The 17,500-nt window shown below is 58.0% G+C and carries 10 protein-coding genes; 2 read left to right on the top strand and 8 right to left on the bottom strand.

Annotation, left to right across the window (positions count from 1 at the left end; all coding sequences use genetic code 11):
• Positions 1 to 71: 71 nt before the first annotated feature.
• The 8 genes from TU74_RS16100 to aceE form a co-directional block, all read right to left on the bottom strand.
• Positions 72 to 1,460, bottom strand: coding sequence for an alkaline phosphatase D family protein (locus TU74_RS16100; protein ID WP_048377076.1), 1,389 nt, complete (start codon positions 1,458 to 1,460; stop codon positions 72 to 74).
• A 192-nt stretch (positions 1,461 to 1,652) separates the two neighbouring features.
• A complete protein-coding gene (locus TU74_RS16095) occupies positions 1,653 to 3,860 on the bottom strand; it encodes a lipase family protein (protein ID WP_048377075.1) in 2,208 nt (735 codons plus the stop codon).
• An 11-nt stretch (positions 3,861 to 3,871) separates the two neighbouring features.
• Complete coding sequence (locus TU74_RS23610) at positions 3,872 to 4,696, bottom strand: hypothetical protein (protein ID WP_241485579.1); 825 nt, start codon at positions 4,694 to 4,696, stop codon at positions 3,872 to 3,874.
• Between the two features lie 12 nt (positions 4,697 to 4,708).
• A complete protein-coding gene (locus TU74_RS16085) occupies positions 4,709 to 5,476 on the bottom strand; it encodes a hypothetical protein (protein ID WP_048377074.1) in 768 nt (255 codons plus the stop codon).
• Positions 5,473 to 6,327, bottom strand: a complete 855-nt coding sequence (locus TU74_RS16080; RefSeq protein ID WP_047273061.1) for a DUF4123 domain-containing protein — start codon at positions 6,325 to 6,327, stop codon at positions 5,473 to 5,475. The genes TU74_RS16085 and TU74_RS16080 overlap by 4 nt, the downstream gene beginning before the upstream one ends.
• The gene (gene tssI, locus TU74_RS16075) at positions 6,324 to 8,405 is read right to left on the bottom strand and encodes a type VI secretion system tip protein TssI/VgrG (protein ID WP_048377073.1); all 2,082 of its coding nucleotides are present in this window, start codon (positions 8,403 to 8,405) and stop codon (positions 6,324 to 6,326) included. Before tssI ends, TU74_RS16080 begins: the two co-directional genes overlap by 4 nt.
• A 438-nt stretch (positions 8,406 to 8,843) precedes the next feature.
• Positions 8,844 to 10,478: a dihydrolipoyllysine-residue acetyltransferase gene (gene aceF, locus TU74_RS16070; protein ID WP_048377072.1), complete on the bottom strand. Its 1,635-nt coding sequence runs from the start codon at positions 10,476 to 10,478 to the stop codon at positions 8,844 to 8,846.
• An 11-nt stretch (positions 10,479 to 10,489) separates the two neighbouring features.
• The gene (aceE, locus tag TU74_RS16065) at positions 10,490 to 13,135 is read right to left on the bottom strand and encodes a pyruvate dehydrogenase (acetyl-transferring), homodimeric type (RefSeq protein WP_047291585.1); all 2,646 of its coding nucleotides are present in this window, start codon (positions 13,133 to 13,135) and stop codon (positions 10,490 to 10,492) included.
• Positions 13,136 to 13,518: 383 nt separating this feature from the next.
• On the opposite strand from aceE, the gene glnE reads away from it, so the two are divergent.
• Positions 13,519 to 16,491 carry a bifunctional [glutamate--ammonia ligase]-adenylyl-L-tyrosine phosphorylase/[glutamate--ammonia-ligase] adenylyltransferase gene (gene glnE, locus TU74_RS16060; RefSeq protein ID WP_048377071.1) on the top strand — a complete coding sequence of 991 codons (2,973 nt, stop codon included), beginning with the start codon at positions 13,519 to 13,521 and terminating at the stop codon, positions 16,489 to 16,491.
• An 84-nt stretch (positions 16,492 to 16,575) separates the two neighbouring features.
• Positions 16,576 to 17,499 (top strand): branched-chain amino acid transaminase, encoded by a 924-nt coding sequence (locus TU74_RS16055; RefSeq protein WP_047273066.1) that lies wholly within the window; start codon positions 16,576 to 16,578, stop codon positions 17,497 to 17,499.
• The last annotated feature ends 1 nt before the right edge of the window (position 17,500 follow it).

The raw sequence follows: 17,500 nt of genomic DNA, 5'->3' as shown, positions 1-17,500 counted from the left end.
GCTATATGGGGTTATCGGCAGGCAGTCCCATTCCTGCATGCCGACTGTCGTACGTTTCAGATTTATGACTTTCACATCAGGGCGAGGGTCACGGATTCGATTTTTCTGCCTTTTTTATCGTGAAAGTCCACGGTTAACTGGTCCGCTTGCAGCGTCAGGCAAGCGAAATTGTCTTCGCTGATCATGCGGCTGGTCATTGAGACCTCATAAGCGCCGGCACTGTTGGTGGCCAAGGGGCGGTCGAAGATCAGGTTGTTGGCTTTGGCGTAGGGCAGCATTTTTGAATTGCACAGCGGCGAAGAAACGATGCTGTGTACGAGGAAGTCAGGGTCTTGGCTATGCCGCAATTGGCTGGTCAATGAGCCATGAATATCGCCGGATACAAAAATGACGTTTTTGATCTTGTTGGTACGAATGGTCTCAAGAAGACGTGTGCGCTGGGCTGAGTAAGCCTGCCAGCCATCGTCGCCATGTTTGTTTTGGTCGGGGAAGACCAGCACGCTGCTGACAATGAATTTCACGTTGGCCGGGCTCTGGATCAGCCATTTAAGTAACGCGTTTTCTTGCTCGACGCCCAGCATGCGTTTGTCGCTGCCCTTCAGTGTGCGCTGCGTGCGGCAATCCATGACAAACCAGTCGCTGTCGCCGTCGGCAAACGAGTACCAATAGCGCGATGCCTTTCGGTTGATGTGTCCGTCGGGCAGCCGCTCAAGCGCCGGGCCATGGCTGCACTGATAGATTTCATAAGCACGGATGGCATTTTGATAAAGCGCTTTGTCGGTGCTGCTTTGATTGGCGGGCCAGTTATCCTCGATTTCATGGTCATCGAGAATCATGTACGTCGGTGTGCCCGACATTAAGGTGCGGATGTGAGGCTGAGAAAAGGCGCAGCGGTATTTGTGCGCGATGGAGGGGTAATCACGGTCGGGCGCCACGATGTTCAAATCATCAACGTAGACCTGATCGCCGATCATCAGCAGCGCATCGAGCGGTTGGTGGGCTGACAGCGACTGAATCGCGCTGAAAATGGCGTCCCCGAGTTCGGGCGCAGACGGCACGCCCAAGGTGAGCCTGAGGTAGCGACAAGACCCCACGATATAACGACGTGCCCGATTGCGTTCGGTGCTTGCAGTCTTGAAGGTGTAAACGGTTTGTGGCCATTGCAGCGGTATCTTTGCCACGGTTTCGGCGGTGTGGTCGGGGTGCGTGGTGTTGAACCAGCCCGCCTGGTATTCGTAGGGCGTGTCGGCTTCAAGGTTGTCCAGCACCAGGGTGTCGGACATGTCGTAGGCGTCATCGAGCTTTGAGTAAACACCCGAAGACCACAGCGGTTCGCCGCGTTTACGATGCCGAATGCCTGCGAAAACCGGGTCATCCTGGCTGGGGGCGCCGCGCAGAAAAATGCGCGCATGGTGAGCAGTGGTGTAGCCCAGAATCGGGCCGACAGTGGGTCCATTCACATCGAAATCCTTTCTGATGTTTAAAAAAATCCTTTTTTAAACATAGAAGTGGCCCCACGGGATGACCTGTCCGTGTGTTCGACGCGAACTGTAGGCCGCAGCGATCAGCGCCTGTGTGACCCTATCGATATGAACACCGCAAAACACAACTTCCAGCCCGGTGACTGGCGCAACCGGGCTGCTGGCGAGGCGTTACACAATGGAGTCTAAGTCCAGGAAATATGGCTTCCCGGCTGAAGCGACCTCCAAGTCATACCCCGTGAGCTGAGGGATCATCGCGATTTGCACCTGCACCTGGTTCTCGCGCTGGGCCATCCAGCGATCCAGCGTGGGTTGCAACTGGTCAGACTGCGCGGCGGTGCCGTAGACATCCTTAAGGGTCAGGTAACGATCGTTCTGGGTTTTGAGGCGTTGCAGGGCCGTGCCCAGCTTGCCGTACTCGCCTGAATAGTCGTTGACGGTCTGAATGTAGTCGGGCTCGTTATTGGCATACCCCTTGGTGTCGGCGGCTTCTCTGCTCTTGTTCAACACCTGTTTGCGCATGGTTTGCAGCGCCTCACTGACCAGCCTGTACTCACGGTTGGTGACCACCGTCTGACTGTCTTTCTCGGTTTGCTGCCAGCGCCGCAAGGTGGCCCATGAGAACGGGATGTAAGCGCCCGCCAAACTGTGATCCCCAAAACTCATGAACTGTTGGATTAAACCACCGCGCCAAGGAAGGTCCCCGTCCTTGGCCAGGGCGCGGGTGCAAGCGGCCTCTTCGATAGAGGCACAACCGGGGTTCCAGAGAATGGAAGATTTTTCCTCGGCGCCGAAACGCACGGGCATGAAGTGGTGCAACGTGCCGTGATGCTCATACGGTTTGCCGCCGACCCGCACCAGGCCTCCGACAAAAATCAAAATGGCCATCACCGGGTTGATCACAAACAGCGAAGCGAGCCCCGGAAGCCAGATGGTACGCCGGGCATTCATCCAGGGCGCGGGTACGCTGGGCACCACGTCGTCGTTGTTGACCATACGATGGTGAACCAGCGGCCTGGCGGCCTCGACGAAAGCCGCATCACCCGCGCGTGGCGCGCCGTAGGTGTAGAGGAGGATGTCGTAGTCGTCATCCGGGGAGTTTCTTAATGCTTCGGCTAGCAGCAAAGCGATTGCCCCGCCCAGACTATGCCCCGAGATGATGACTTTTTGCCCCGTGTGAAAGCGATCGAGGTATTCCTTAATGAAGTTTTTCATCGCCTTGTAGGCATCGTAAAAACCATGGTGAACATGACCAGCACCCTCTTCAAAAGGCACTTGTACAGCATCGGCATCACGCCACCAGTCTGCCTTTTCAAGCGTGCCACGTATGCCGATCAGGATGATTTCATCATGGTGCGTGATATAGGCCTGGGTGCTTTTACCACTCAAAATGAACTCATCATGATCGTTGAAAAAATGAAGCTTTGCCGGGTGCTCCTGTTTCTTTTCTTTCTCCGGCAAATTCATTTCATAAAGCGTGGGGTCGAAGGGCAGGATTTCGAAGCGTTTGGAGTAGGGCACCTCTTCATAAAGGGGGTAATAGCGGGTGACCGAAGATTGGTCTTTTTCGACCCTCCAGCTTTGGCGGAAGTTTGCCAGGGCATCCCCGAAAAAGTTGCCAACACTGGGGTTAAATTTGAATTCGACTGTATGGGTAGGCCTGACGGGCGGCTTTTGGCCGAAATCCGAATAACTCAGCCCGGCCATGATGGAGAGCTGATACAAATTCAAGGCGCTGAATTCATTCGCGGTTGAAAGCAGGGGCCTGAAGGCACGCAGAGGGCGAACTTCCAGCACGCTATGGCGATTAGGCATTAGCCCGACACCGTACAGGTCGGACGCGTCTTGCCCCGGCGATAACTGGGCCACGGCGTCAAGCAGTGCTTTTTTGGGCGGGTAGTGACGGTCAACCACCGGCGGTAAATGCGCGCCGTTTTTAACCAGGTCGCGAACCTCCACCTGAATGAAATTGCCGTCGTTCTTATTGGCAGGGTTGTGTTCGGTACGGAAGCCGTCTTTGTGAAAAAATTGGGTTTTTTCTGCTCGGACTTGGAGTTCGGTGATGGGGAGCGGGTAAGATTTTCTAATTTTCAGGTCGTTATACGTCACCTCACTGCCAGCGTAGGAAGTATCAAGGCATAAAATTACAGGGCCCTTATAACACTCTTTGATTTTCGCGAAGCCCTCAGAATCCAGAGTGCCTCGGTATATTTGATCTGCACTATCTCTCAAGGTATAGCTCAGCCCTGCATAGGCATCTCCCTTCCCTTGTTCGTCAACGAGTTGAAAACTTACCCAGTTTTCTTTCAAAGGACACGCGAGCATATCCGCACTGAATACGGGTTCTTCCCAATCGGTTTTTTTTTCGTATGTACTCATAACGAGCATCCTTATTCAGTGCAATTGGGATAGACAGAGCAATCACGACCATCGGGCATTTTGAATTTTTTGAATTGCGGCGGAGTCACACACAGCTCTTCTATATCCCTACCCCAATTTCCTTTGCAGGGTTTCCAGCCAGCGGCTGTCTTAATCCAGTAGCGGTTAAAATAAGGCTCTTCCTCCTTCGCCACACTTAACACCAACTTGACTGTCGAGTCCGCCAACTGATCGCGGTGTAACCTGCCACCAATCATGCGTTTTTCCATTTCGCCATTTGCACCCACGGCCCTGCATTGCAGTATTTTTCTGATCACACGCTTGGACCCAACTGTGCGAAACAGCCACTGGCATTGCCCGTTAAAAACCTGGGCCTGTGGTGTTGACGTGGCGGGGGACAGCGCGGAGGGTTCTTGACTGATAGAAAAGCCGGCAGACGCCAAACTCATGTCTCGTTCACGCTTGCCCCACTGTCCCTCAATATTCATCGTGAGTTCCTGAAGCACTGTCGGGCAACCATGTTCGGTGTCAGTCAATGGCACTTTGAATTCAACCTGATGTGCCGTATTAGGTTGTTCTGGTTTAAAGTGAAGACGACCTATGCGGAATGGTTTTCCGGATCGGCCCGTGCAGGACTCGCCTGGCCCGGGTACGTAATCTGCAGTACCCGTTACAGTGAAGTTTTCAGGTACTTCAGCCCGAACAGTGAAGGTTTTGGGTGGGGTGACGGAGCAGCCCGATACCACCAAAGTAAAAGCTCCTAGGCATAAAGCCTGCCCCCATTTGATGGTGGGTAGAAGCTGCTTACAATTTTCCGTGCTTACATGTTTTTTCATTTTTTAATGTCCTTATTCAGTGCAGTAGGGGTAAATAGTGCAGTCACGACCGTCAGGCATTTTGAAGGGTTTGAAATCGGTGGTGTTTCCTCGGCAAAAGCCATAGCGATCATCCAGACCTTTCCCCATACATCGCTTCCAACCCGTCGGAAACTTAACCCAGTTATCTCCAACTGCTGGTTCTTCTTCCTTCGCCACAGACAACACCAACTTGACCGTTGAGTCCGCCAACTGATCGCGGTGCAAACGACCGCCGATCATGCGTTTTTCCATGTCGCCGTTTGTATTCAAGGCTCTGCACTTTGGAATTTTTACGATGTAGCGATATGGACCCATAGTTCTGAATAACCACTGGCATTGCCCTTTGAACACTTGAACTACGGGCGTTTGTTCTGAGGGTTCGTCTGAAACAGAAAAACTGGCTGTTTCTTGTCCCATATCTAATTCGCGGGGCCCCCATTGCCCCTCAATAGTCAGCTTCAGCCCTCGCAGTATCATCGAGCAGCCATGGTCGTCGTCTGTCAGTGGGACTTTGAACTCAACCTGATGGGCTGTTTTGGGTTGCTCCGGCTTGAAAAACAGGCTGCCTGTCGTGAACGCTTCGCCGGTGGGGGCGATGCAGGTTTCACCGGGCGCGGGTTTGTAGTTGGCAGTGCCCGTCACCGTAAAGTTTTCAGGTACGTCAGCCTGAAAGTTGAAGGTTTTGGGTGGGGTCAGTGAGCAGCCGGTTAGGAGGCTCATGCTGGTGCTCAAGAGCCATGCACGCAGGTTAGGCTTCATAGGGGAGTTTCTCCCGCCCAGAACTGCACTTCGCTCAACAGTCGCTCAAAGTGGGCCTGGGGTGTTTCGTGGTCGCGGGGGGACCAGTTTTTTATCAGCGGCCGCTCCAGGGTCTCTAAACGGTGCAGCACTAAAAAGTGCAGCTGTTCGGGCGTGTTCCAGTTCCAGTGCCGCGCTTGGGTCAGTTGCTCGGCCAGCCACTCGTCCGGGTCTCGATGCTGGCTGAGTGCGAGCATTTCATCGCTGCGTTCGGCCCACAGGTAGCGGTAGATATTGGTGTGCAGGATGTCGATGGCCAGCAACGGCGGGGCCGGGACGTTGAGCCACGCCGGTTGGTCGGGCACGGGGTGTTCACCGGGCGCGGGGTTGTGGGTGACGTCCCAGCGCGATTGGGCCCAGTAACACACGCTGGTGACAGGCCCCAGGTAGCCGGGCCGAGCGTCTTCTGGCATGAACGCCAGCGCCCGGGCCAGTACCCGGTTGTCGTGGAAACGGTACAGCGCCTGATTCGGGCGGGTGCCGGTGATGATGCGTTCGCGCCAGTGCCGGGTCAGGGCGGGCAGTTGCTGTTGGGGCAGGCTGGCCAGCCAGCCCCAGTGGCGCTGCGGCTCGGCCAGCAGTGTTTCGAGCACGGCGTATTCCCGGGGCTCGATGATGAAGATAAAGGGCCCGGCATCGGCCAGTTCGCTGACCGGGGTCTGGTGATAGACCCCGCAGTAGCGTTCGTAATCGCAGCTTCGCAACAACTGTTGACGGGTCTCGCGCTCGTCTTCGGAGTCCAGCACCAGGGCAATGGCCTGGCCGAGTTGACGCTGTTCGCTCATCCATTGCACGACGGTGGTGAGGCTCATGATGTGGCTCCTTGCGGCAGGCAGACGCCGTCTTTGCACGCCTCGCAGAGGGGGCAGAAGTCAGTCCCCTTGGCTTTACTGGCCTTCATCAGGGCCGCCAGTGTGGGCGCAATCAGAGGTTTGGCAGCGATGGCCTGCGCCTGGGCTGCCTGTAATGGCGCGACGCCGGGCACGGGCGCACCGCCGACCACGATCGGCACGCTGCTGAAAATCCCCCCGCCATTGATCACGATGTGTTGGCCGCCCGCGCTCAGGGTCAAGCTGGCCCCGGCGTTGATGACCACGTGGGTCGCGGTGACATGGGCGTGGGCTCCCCCCTGCATCACCCACGTGCCGTCGACCTGGGTACTGCTGTTGCCGGTGACCGACAGTTGCTCGTTGCCTTCGATCACGGTGTCGCGCAGCCCTTGGGTGGTGTGCTGTTCGTTGCCTTTGATCAGGCTGGTGCTGTTGCCGCCAACCTGCTCGAAACGGTCGTTATCAATCAGGCTGCGGCTGTCGCGGGTGATGTGTTCGGCGCGGTCACGGCCGATTGTTGTGTCGCTGTCGTTCAGCACGATGTGTTCGAGATCGCGCTGTGCCCGCAGAAAGATTTTTTCCTGCCCGGCACGGTCTTCAATTGACAGTTCGTTGTAACCGCCGGTGTGCGGCGAGCTGTGGCTGCGCATCACTGTTCGGGTTTTATTGGCCGGCAGCGGGTAGGGCACAGGTGTTGATGTGTTGGGCACGCAGCCGGTGATCAGCGGTTTGTCGGGGTCTCCTTCGACATAGGTGACCACCACCTCCATGCCGACGCGGGGGAGGGTACTGGCCCCGAAATGCTTGCCCGCCCAGCTCGATGACACGCGTACCCAACAACTGCTTTTGTCGCTGTCCAGTTCGGCCCGGTCCCATGGCAGCTCGATCCGCACGCGTCCCAGTTCATCGCAAAAAATCTCTTGGCCCTCCGGGCCGGTCACACGGGCGGTCTGGGTCACGAGCGGAGGGCGCGGGGGTGTCAGGGGCGGGCGGTAGAACACGTCCCACGGGATGGCGCTGAACTGGTTGCGATAACCCTGGGTGAAGCCGTCTGCGGGTTGCACATCGCTGCTGACGGACTCTTCCAGCGCCTGGGGCTGCAGGCCTTCATGATGGACGCTGAGCAGCAACCACAAGTCGTTACAGGCTTTACGCGGGTGTTGGGTCAGGGTGAAGAAGTGGCCGCTGCGTAACACGGGCTGATCGCTATGGCCTTCAGCCAGGCGATAGTCGCTGCGATGGCGCTCCAGGGCTTGCCGGGCCAGTTGCCTGCCGCGCTTCTCGCTGTCGATCAGCGCCGGGTACTGATAGTCCTCAAGCGCGGGGGCAAAGTCTGCCGTGAAATCGCTTTGCAGCAGCAGGCTGGGGCGCTTGAGGTCGTAGTCGCGACGCGTGACGGTGCTGGTCCGGGTGCTCAGGCGCTGGGAGAACTGCTGAATCACTGGGTGGTCAGCCACGGTGCCAGTGCCTTGTTGGTAAGGCGTTTCTCCCAAAAGAGGGAAGTAGGTCTGGGTGTCTGTGAAGACCAGCAAGTGGCCGTCTTTACTGTGCTGGTGATGCCAGGCGATACCCTCTTCGGCGCACAGGCGCTGCAAGAACTCAAAATCAGTCTCGGCGTATTGCGTGCAGTATTCACGCACCGGGCTGTGGTGGACGTTGAAGGCGTAAGCATCTGCCTGGATGCCATGGCCCCCAAGCACCTTGGCCAGCACGTGCGGCACGCTCAGGTGCTGGAAAATGCGCGGGTTCTGGCTGAACTGCAAGTAGTGCAGAGCGGGTACAAGGCTGACGCTATAACGCGTCAGGCGCTTGCCGGATTCCCCGACGTATACCTCTTCGATATGGCCGTGGAGCCCTTCGCCTTTATGGCCGAACTGTAGAAAAGCGGGCTGGCACAATAATGATTCGAGATCGATATTCGAACTTTCGCTGACCAACTCGATGCGAATGGCGTACAGCTGGCTGATCGCTTCCTTGCCGTTGAATGCCAAGACTTTGAAGTCGTTACGCACGTTCGGGATGAGCAAGGAAAAGTGAGCTGTATTGGCCTGCGCGAACATGTTTTTTACCCATGAAAAGAGTGAATTCAGCCCCGCAGGCCTGAATGGGAACTAAGTGGGTAATCAACTTTCATGCCACTGTTTTTTAAAGCCTTGTTTATACGGTAGTTATTTTTTTTTGGATTTTTAGAGGGGTAATTTACCCGTGAAAAGTTAGGGAAAGCTCGAAAAAGTGCGCAAGAAGTTGCGCAGTACTGTGCAACTTCTTGCGCACTTGCTTGTATGTATTGAACAGTAAGGGCTTCAGCGATGTATCCACACACTTACCCACAGTGAGGTGTGCAAAAAGTTGCGCATAATGGCCTTTAGCTATTATGTAATGGGGGGTGTTTTTCGGGCAAAAAAAGCCCCGCCAAATGGGCGGGGTTGAGGTACGAGCGTGGCGCTCGGAAAACAGTGCGCGGCCCCGGTCTTCGGTGAAGAAGACCGGGGTCTGGCTTACAGTAAGATGGTGCGGATATCGGCCAGCAACTGGCTCAGACGCTGGGTGAAACGTGCAGCGGCAGCGCCGTTGATCACACGGTGATCGTAGGACAGCGACAGGGGCAGCATCAGTTTGGGCTGGAAGGCTTTGCCGTCCCAGACAGGCTGAATGGTTGCCTTGGAGACACCCAGGATCGCCACTTCCGGCGCGTTGACGATCGGCGTGAAGCCGGTGCCGCCAATGTGGCCGAGGCTGGAAATGGTGAAGCAGGCGCCTTGCATGTCGTCAGCGGTGAGCTTCTTGTCGCGGGCTTTGGCAGCCAGCGCAGCGGCTTCGGCAGCCAGTTGCAGCAGGCTCTTCTGATCAACGTTCTTGATCACAGGGACCAGCAAGCCGTCCGGTGTGTCCACGGCGAAGCCGATGTGCACGTATTTCTTGCGGATGATGGCTTTGCCGCTTGGCGCCAGCGAGCTGTTGAAGTCGGGCATTTCCTTGAGTAGGTGGGCGCACGACTTGAGCAGCAGGGGCAGTACGGTCAGTTTCACGCCGGCCTTTTCAGCCACGGCTTTTTGCGCGACGCGGAAAGCTTCCAGCTCAGTGATGTCAGCCTGATCGAACTGCGTCACGTGGGGGATGTTCAGCCAGCTGCGGTGCAGGCTCGACGCGCCGATTTGCATCAGGCGGGTCATGGCCACTTCTTCGACTTCACCGAAACGGCTGAAATCGACAGCCGGAATCGGCGGAATGCCAGCACCACCGGTTGCACCGGCGGCCGGAGCGTCTTTGGCCTTCTGCATCATGGCTTTGACGTAGGCTTGCACGTCTTCTTTCAAGACGCGCCCGTGCGGACCGCTCGGACTCACGGCGTTCAGCTCGACGCCGAACTCGCGGGCCAGCTGACGCACAGCAGGGCCTGCGTGAACTTTGGCGCCTTTTGGCGCAGGCGCGGCGGCCGGGGCAGGGGCTGCCTCGGCTTTGGCGGCTGGCGCAGGGGCTGCAGCAGCAGGCGCTTCAGTTTTGGCCGGCGCCGTGGCGGCTGGCGCAGGTGCAGCAGGTGCCGCCGCGCCTTGAACCTTGAGCTTGAGGATGAAATCGCCAGTGCCGACTTCGTCATCGAGCTTGACCGAAATGCTTTCCACCACACCGGCAGCTGGCGATGGAATTTCCATGCTGGCCTTGTCGGATTCGAGGGTGATCAGCGATTGATCGGCCTCAACGGTGTCGCCAGCCTTGACCAGAATCTCGATGATTTTGGCTTTGCCCGACGAGCCGATGTCCGGGACGTGAATGTCCTGCACGGTGGCTTCTGCCGGGGCCGCAGCGGCGGGTGCCTGGGCGGCTGGCGCTTGTGCGGCAGGGGCTTTGGCAGGCTCATCAGCGGCGGCCGGAGCGGCGGCTTCAGGCGCCGCGCTGGCGCCCTCGACTTCCAGCTCCAGCAGTTCGTCGCCTTCTTTGAGGCGGTCGCCCAGGTTAACTTTCAGGCTCTTGACGATACCGGCCTTGGGCGCAGGGATTTCCATGCTCGCCTTGTCCGATTCCAGCGTCAGGATGCTCTGGTCGGCTTCAATGCGGTCGCCGACCTTTACAAACAGTTCGATGACTTCACCTTCACCGCTGCCGATGTCAGGTACTCGAATGAGTTCGCTCACAAATATTCTCCTCAGCAGTCCAGTGGGTTGCGTTTTTCCGGGTTGATGCCGAACTTGACGATGGCTTCAGCCACCACCTTGGGTTCGATATCGCCACGGTCAGCCAGCGCTTCAAGGGCTGCCAACACCACGAAGTGACGGTCTACTTCAAAGAAGTGACGCAGTTTTTTGCGGCTGTCGCTGCGGCCGAAACCGTCAGTGCCCAGCACTTTGAATTCCTTGACCGGCACCCACTGGCGAATCTGCTCAGCGAACAGCTTCATGTAGTCAGTCGACGCGATAACCGGACCTTTACGGCCACTCAGGCACTCTTCAACGTAGCTGACCTGTGGCTTCTGGCCAGGGTGCAGGCGGTTGGCACGTTCAACGGCCAGGCCGTCGCGACGCAGTTCGTTGAAGCTGGTAACGCTCCAGACGTCGGCACCGATGTTGAATTCGTCACGCAGGATCTTCGCAGCTTCACGCACTTCACGCAGGATGGTGCCGGAGCCCATCAGTTGAACGTGGTGAGCGGCTTCCTTGGTGTCTTCTTCAAGCAGGTACATGCCCTTGACGATGCCTTGCTCGACACCGGCCGGCATGGCTGGCTGCTGGTAGGACTCGTTCATCACGGTGATGTAGTAGAAGACGTCCTGTTGCTCTTCGGTCATCTTCTTCATGCCGTCCTGAATGATCACCGCCAGCTCATAGCCGTAGGTCGGATCGTAGGTGCGGCAGTTCGGGATGGTTGCAGCCAGGATGTGGCTGTGACCGTCTTCGTGTTGCAGGCCTTCACCGTTGAGCGTGGTGCGCCCGGCGGTGCCGCCGATCAGGAAGCCACGGGTGCGGCTGTCGCCAGCGGCCCAGGCCAGGTCGCCAATACGCTGGAAGCCGAACATCGAGTAGAAGATGTAGAACGGCAGCATTGGCTGGTTGTGGTTGGAGTACGAAGTACCGGCGGCGATGAAGGAGCTCATGGCGCCTGCTTCGTTGATGCCTTCTTCGAGGATCTGACCTTTCTTGTCTTCGCGGTAGAACATCACCTGGTCTTTGTCGACGGGCTCGTAGAGCTGGCCGGCGGACGAGTAGATGCCCAACTGACGGAACATGCCTTCCATACCGAAGGTACGGGCTTCGTCCGGGATGATCGGGACGATGCGCTGGCCGATGTCTTTGTCTTTGACCAACTGGGCCAGGATGCGCACGAACGCCATGGTGGTGGAGATTTCACGCTCGCCGGAGCCGTCAAGGATGGCCTTGAGGGTGTCCAGTGGCGGAGTCGGAATGCTCATGCTCTTGGCGCGACGCTGAGGCACAAAACCGCCCAGTGCCGTACGACGCTCGCTCAGGTAGCGGGCTTCAGCGCTGCCTTCTTCGGGTTTGAAGAACGGCAGGTTTTCGATTTCTTCGTCTTTGACCGGAATGTCAAAGCGGTCGCGGAACAACTTCAGGCTGTCGACGTCGACTTTCTTGGTGTTGTGCGCTGTGTTTTTCGCTTCGCCGGCACCGGTGCCATAACCCTTGATGGTCTTGGCCAGGATGACGGTTGGCTGGTCTTTATGGTTGACCGCTTCGTGGTACGCCGCGTAGACCTTGTACGGGTCGTGGCCGCCACGGTTGAGTTTCCAGATTTCGTCGTCGGACAGGTCTGCAACCATCGCCTTGAGTTCAGGCGTGTTGAAGAAGTGTTCACGCACGAACGCGCCGTCTTTGGCTTTGTAGTTCTGGTACTCGCCGTCGATGACTTCGTCCATGCGGCGTTGCAGGATGCCGTCGACGTCTTTGGCCAGCAGCGGGTCCCAGAAACGGCCCCAGATGACTTTGGTCACGTTCCACTGAGCACCGCGGAACACGCCTTCGAGTTCCTGGATGATCTTGCCGTTGCCGCGAACCGGGCCGTCGAGGCGCTGCAGGTTGCAGTTGATGACAAAAATCAGGTTGTCGAGGTTTTCGCGGCCTGCCAACGAGATGGCGCCCAGGGATTCCGGCTCGTCACACTCGCCGTCGCCCAGGAAACACCAGACTTTTTGCTTGCCGGCCGGGATGTAGCCACGGGCTTCCAGGTACTTCATGAAGCGCGCCTGGTAGATCGCCTGAATCGGACCCAGACCCATGGAAACGGTCGGGAACTGCCAGAAGTCAGGCATCAGCCAAGGGTGCGGGTAGGACGAGAGGCCCTGACCGTCGACTTCCTGGCGGAAGTTGTTCATTTGTTCTTCGGTGATGCGGCCTTCCATGAACGCACGGGCGTAAACGCCCGGGGAGGTGTGGCCCTGGAAGTAGATCAGGTCGCCGCCGTGTTCTTCGGTCGGGGCCTGGAAGAAGTAGTTGAAGCCGATGTCATACAGGGTTGCGCTGGAAGCGAAGCTGGAGATGTGACCGCCCAGGTCAGAATCTTTCAAGTTCGTGCGCATAACCATGGCCATGGCGTTCCAGCGAACCAACGAGCGAATGCGGCGTTCCATGAACAGGTCGCCAGGCATGCGTGCTTCGTGGGTCACGGGAATGGTGTTGCGGTATGGCGTTGTGATGGCGTACGGCAGCTGCGAACCGGTGCGAGTAGCGAGCTCACCCATACGGGTCATCAGATAGTGAGCACGGTCTTCGCCTTCTTTGTCGAGAACCGATTCCAGGGCGTCCAGCCATTCCTGGGTTTCGACGGGATCGAGGTCTTGCATGGCTTGCTCCAGGGCGGAAAGGCTTCCAGAATCGGTTGCCTGAGTTTGCGACTGGCCTTGTGGGCAGACGACATAAATTCTTGGATAGCCGGAAGTAGATTCCGGGGTTGTGTAGTTTTACTACAAATCGTTGGCCATTTCAGCCTTTCAAATGGGTGAGTCAGTAGTAAAACTACAGGATAGGCTTCAACGGCCCCCTGTTTGCTTGTGTGAAAAATCGATACTGTTGGTGCGAAATTTATCTTTTTGCCGAGTTGTCGCAGGTTTTGTGCCAATAAAAAACAATTGTCAGCTATTTATAACCTTTGTTCGACAGTCGGATTAAACCGCTGTTTCTTCCTGTCACCGTACCCGGCATTCCCTTCGCCGATCAAGGATAGACCATGAGCCTTCCGTCGCTTGCTCCAATCCCCTCCCTTTTAATGCCCGTTGCGAACCGTGCCGAACAGTCCTGGCGCGCTGCAGTGGCCGGGCTTGACGGCGGGCCGGGGCTGGACGATTGGTCTGACGCGCGTTGGGCAGCGTTCAGTCGCGTCAGTGCGGCCAGCGACTTCTTTATTGAGCAGGCGTTGCGCGACCCGTTGATGTTGCTGGAGCTGGCGAGCTTCGGTGAGCTGGACCGTAACTTCGCGCCTGGCGAGCTGTGCGGGCAAATTGCTGCCGCTGTGCAGCAGGCGCAAACCGATGAGGAGTTGGCTCGCGTGTTGCGTCGCCAGCGCACGCGGCAGCAAGTGCGCATCATCTGGCGCGACCTGACCCGCCAGGCGGATTTGATCGAAACCTGCCGCGACCTGTCGGACATGGCCGATGCCTGCATCGATCAGGCTTATCGCTGGCTGTACGAACGTCATTGCCAGCAGTTCGGCACACCGATCGGGCAGCGCAGCGGCGAGCCCCAGCCGATGGTGATTCTGGGCATGGGCAAGCTCGGGGCGGTGGAGCTGAACCTGTCGTCGGACATCGACCTGATCTTCGCCTACCCCGAAGGGGGCGAAACGGTCGGCGCCAAGCGCCCGCTGGACAATCAGGAGTTCTTCATTCGGTTGGGCCAGCGCCTGATTAAAGCGCTGGACCCCATGACCGTCGACGGTTTTGTATTCCGCGTCGACATGCGTTTGCGCCCGTATGGCTCGTCCGGGGCGTTGGTGCTGAGCTTCAATGCGCTGGAGCAGTATTACCAGGATCAGGGCCGCGACTGGGAGCGTTACGCGATGATCAAGGCCCGCGTGGTGGCAGGCGATCAAGTCATGGGCGCGCAATTGCTCGATCTGTTGCGCCCGTTCGTGTACCGGCGCTATCTCGATTTTTCGGCGATTGAAGCGCTGCGCACCATGAAGCAGCTGATTCAGCAGGAAGTGCGGCGCAAAGGCATGGCCGACAACATCAAGCTGGGGGCGGGCGGGATTCGCGAGGTTGAATTCATTGCTCAGGCCTTCCAGTTGATTCACGGGGGGCGAGACCTGAGCCTGCAACAGCGCCCGCTGCTCAAAGTGCTGAGCATTCTGGAGGGGCAAGGCTATTTACCTGCCGCTGTGGTCGCTGAATTGCGCGAAGGCTATGAATTTTTGCGCTACACCGAGCACGCGATTCAGGCGATTGCCGATCGCCAGACCCAGATGCTGCCCGACAGCGAGCTGGACCAAGCGCGCATTGCGTTCATGATGGGGTTTGACAGTTGGGCCGCGTTTCACGCGCAACTGATGGCGTGGCGAGGGCGAATTGACTGGCATTTCCGTCAGGTGATTGCCGACCCGGACGACGAAGAAGACATCGATGACGGTGAGCTGATTGTCGGCGGGGAATGGTTGCCGCTGTGGGAAGAAGTTCAGGACGATGCAGCGGCGTGCGTTCAACTTGAAGAGGCCGGGTTTGTCGACGCGCCCAAGGCACTGAAACAACTGGCCAGTCTGCGTTCCAGTCCGCAATTGCGCGCGATGCAGCGCTTGGGGCGAGAACGTCTCGACGCGTTTATCCCGCGCCTGCTGGCCCAGGCGGTTGAACACGCCAACCCGGATTTGGTGCTGGAACGGGTGTTGCCGCTGGTGGAAGCCGTGGCCCGTCGCTCGGCGTATCTGGTGTTGTTGACCGAAAACCCCGACGCGCTGCGCCGTCTGTTGACCTTGTGTGCGGCCAGCCCGTGGATCGCTGAGCAAATCACGCGCTTTCCGCTGCTGCTCGATGAGTTGCTGAATGAAGGCCGTCTGTTCAAGCCGCCCCTGGCACCGGAGCTGGCTGCGGAGTTGCGTGAGCGCCTGACGCGCATTCCGGAAGATGACCTGGAACAGCAGATGGAAGCGCTGCGTAATTTCAAACTGGCGCACCGTTTGCGCGTGGCGGCGTCGGAAATCGCGGGCAGCCTGCCTTTAATGAAGGTCAGCGATTACCTGACATGGCTGGCCGAGGCCATTCTGGAACAAGTGCTGGCGCTGGCCTGGCGTCAGACGGTTGCCAAATACGGCACGCCGCAGCGCACCGACGGCAGCCTGTGCGACCCCGGCTTTATTATTGTCGGCTACGGCAAAGTGGGCGGTATCGAACTGGGGCACGGCTCTGATCTGGACCTCGTGTTTATCCACGATGGCGACCCGAACGCCGATACCGACGGGCCAAAACCCATCGACAGCGCACAGTTTTTCACCCGCCTGGGGCAGCGGATCATTCACTTGCTCACCGCGCAAACCAACTCTGGCCAGTTGTATGACGTCGATATGCGCTTGCGTCCGTCAGGCGCTTCCGGGTTGTTGGTCAGCTCCCTCGGTGCTTTTGAGCGCTATCAGCAAAACGAAGCCTGGACCTGGGAGCATCAGGCGTTGGTGCGCGCCCGTGTGCTGGTGGGCTGCAAGCAAGTGGGCAGTGCATTCGAGCAAGTGCGCGCCAGCGTGCTGGGCCGCGAGCGGGACTTGCCCACGTTGCGTCAGGAGGTCAGCGAGATGCGGGCCAAGATGCGCGACAACCTCGGCACGCGCATAACCGCCGCCGGCCTGGGTGAAAACGCCTTCGAGGCCACGGTGCCGTTCGACCTCAAGCAGGACGCCGGAGGTATCGTCGATATTGAATTTATGGTGCAATACGCGACCCTTGCATGGGCGCGGGACTACCCGCAGTTGCTTCGTTTCACCGATAACATCCGCATTCTGGAAGGGCTGGAAGAGGCCGGGTTAATGCCCGCCGCCGATGCCAGCCTGCTGCGTGAGGCTTACAAGGCCTTTCGTGCTGTTGCCCACCGCCAGGCCTTGCAGAAGGAAGCCGGGGTGGTCACGGGCGATCAGTTTGTCGTCGAACGTCAGAACGTACGGCGCATTTGGTCTGAGCTGGGCCTGGGCCCGGTCAGCCAGAACACAGAGTTAAAGCTGTAAAACGTATCCGGCGGGCCCATAAGGTCCGTCCAATTTGCCTGTCGTCTCAAGGCGCAGGTGCTGGATTCTTTGAGGAGCGTAATGATGTCGATGGCTGATCGTGATGGTGTGATCTGGTATGACGGCAAATTGGTGCCGTGGCGTGACGCAACAACCCACGTGCTGACCCATACCCTGCACTACGGAATGGGCGTGTTTGAAGGCGTGCGTGCGTACGAAACCCCGCAGGGCGCCGCGATTTTCCGCCTGCAGGCGCACACTGACCGCCTGTTCGATTCGGCCCATATCATGGGCATGAAGATCCCGTTCAGCAAAGACGAAATCAACGAAGCGACCCGCGTGGCGGTGCGTGAAAACAACCTCGACAGCGCCTACATTCGCCCGATGGTGTTCTACGGGTCTGAAGCCATGGGCCTGCGTGCCACCGGGCTGAAAGTCCACGTGATCATCGCGCCGTGGAGCTGGGGTGCCTATATGGGCGCCGAAGCACTGGAAGTCGGGATCAAGGTGCGTACCAGCTCCTTCACCCGCCACCACGTGAACATTTCCATGACCCGTGCCAAGGCCAACGGTCATTACATCAACTCGATGCTGGCCCTGCAGGAAGCGATTTCCGGCGGTGCCGACGAAGCGCTGTTGCTGGACCCGGAAGGTTTCGTGGCCGAAGGCTCGGGCGAGAACGTGTTTCTGGTCAAGGATGGCGTCATCTACACCCCGGACGTGACCGCGTGCCTCAATGGCATCACCCGCAGCACGATCCTGACCCTGGCCACCGAGCTGGGTTACAAATTTGTTGAAAAACGCATCACCCGCGACGAGGTGTACATCGCCGACGAAGCGTTCTTTACCGGCACGGCCGCTGAAGTGACGCCGATTCGTGAAGTCGACGGGCGTCAAATCGGGATCGGCCGTCGTGGTCCGATCACTGAAAAACTGCAAAAGGCTTACTTTGATCTGGTTACCGGCAAAACGTCGGCCCACGCCGAGTGGCGTACACTGGTCAAATAAA

It is taken from the genome of Pseudomonas lundensis (assembly GCF_001042985.1).
GTDB lineage: Bacteria > Pseudomonadota > Gammaproteobacteria > Pseudomonadales > Pseudomonadaceae > Aquipseudomonas > Aquipseudomonas lundensis.
The sequence above is the reverse complement of the archived record's forward strand: the minus strand, read 5'-3'. Positions and strand labels throughout refer to the sequence as shown.

Excerpts from the sequence above, each read along its gene's own strand:
- TU74_RS16095 (WP_048377075.1), bottom strand. The coding sequence starts at position 3,860 with ATGAGTACATACGAAAAAAAAACCGATTGGGAAGAACCCGTATTCAGT.
- TU74_RS23610 (WP_241485579.1), bottom strand. The coding sequence starts at position 4,696 with ATGAAAAAACATGTAAGCACGGAAAATTGTAAGCAGCTTCTACCCACC.
- TU74_RS16085 (WP_048377074.1), bottom strand. The coding sequence starts at position 5,476 with ATGAAGCCTAACCTGCGTGCATGGCTCTTGAGCACCAGCATGAGCCTC.
- TU74_RS16080 (WP_047273061.1), bottom strand. The coding sequence starts at position 6,327 with ATGAGCCTCACCACCGTCGTGCAATGGATGAGCGAACAGCGTCAACTC.
- tssI (WP_048377073.1), bottom strand. The coding sequence starts at position 8,405 with ATGTTCGCGCAGGCCAATACAGCTCACTTTTCCTTGCTCATCCCGAAC.
- aceE (WP_047291585.1), bottom strand. The coding sequence starts at position 13,135 with ATGCAAGACCTCGATCCCGTCGAAACCCAGGAATGGCTGGACGCCCTG.
- glnE (WP_048377071.1), top strand. The coding sequence starts at position 13,519 with ATGAGCCTTCCGTCGCTTGCTCCAATCCCCTCCCTTTTAATGCCCGTT.
- TU74_RS16055 (WP_047273066.1), top strand. The coding sequence starts at position 16,576 with ATGTCGATGGCTGATCGTGATGGTGTGATCTGGTATGACGGCAAATTG.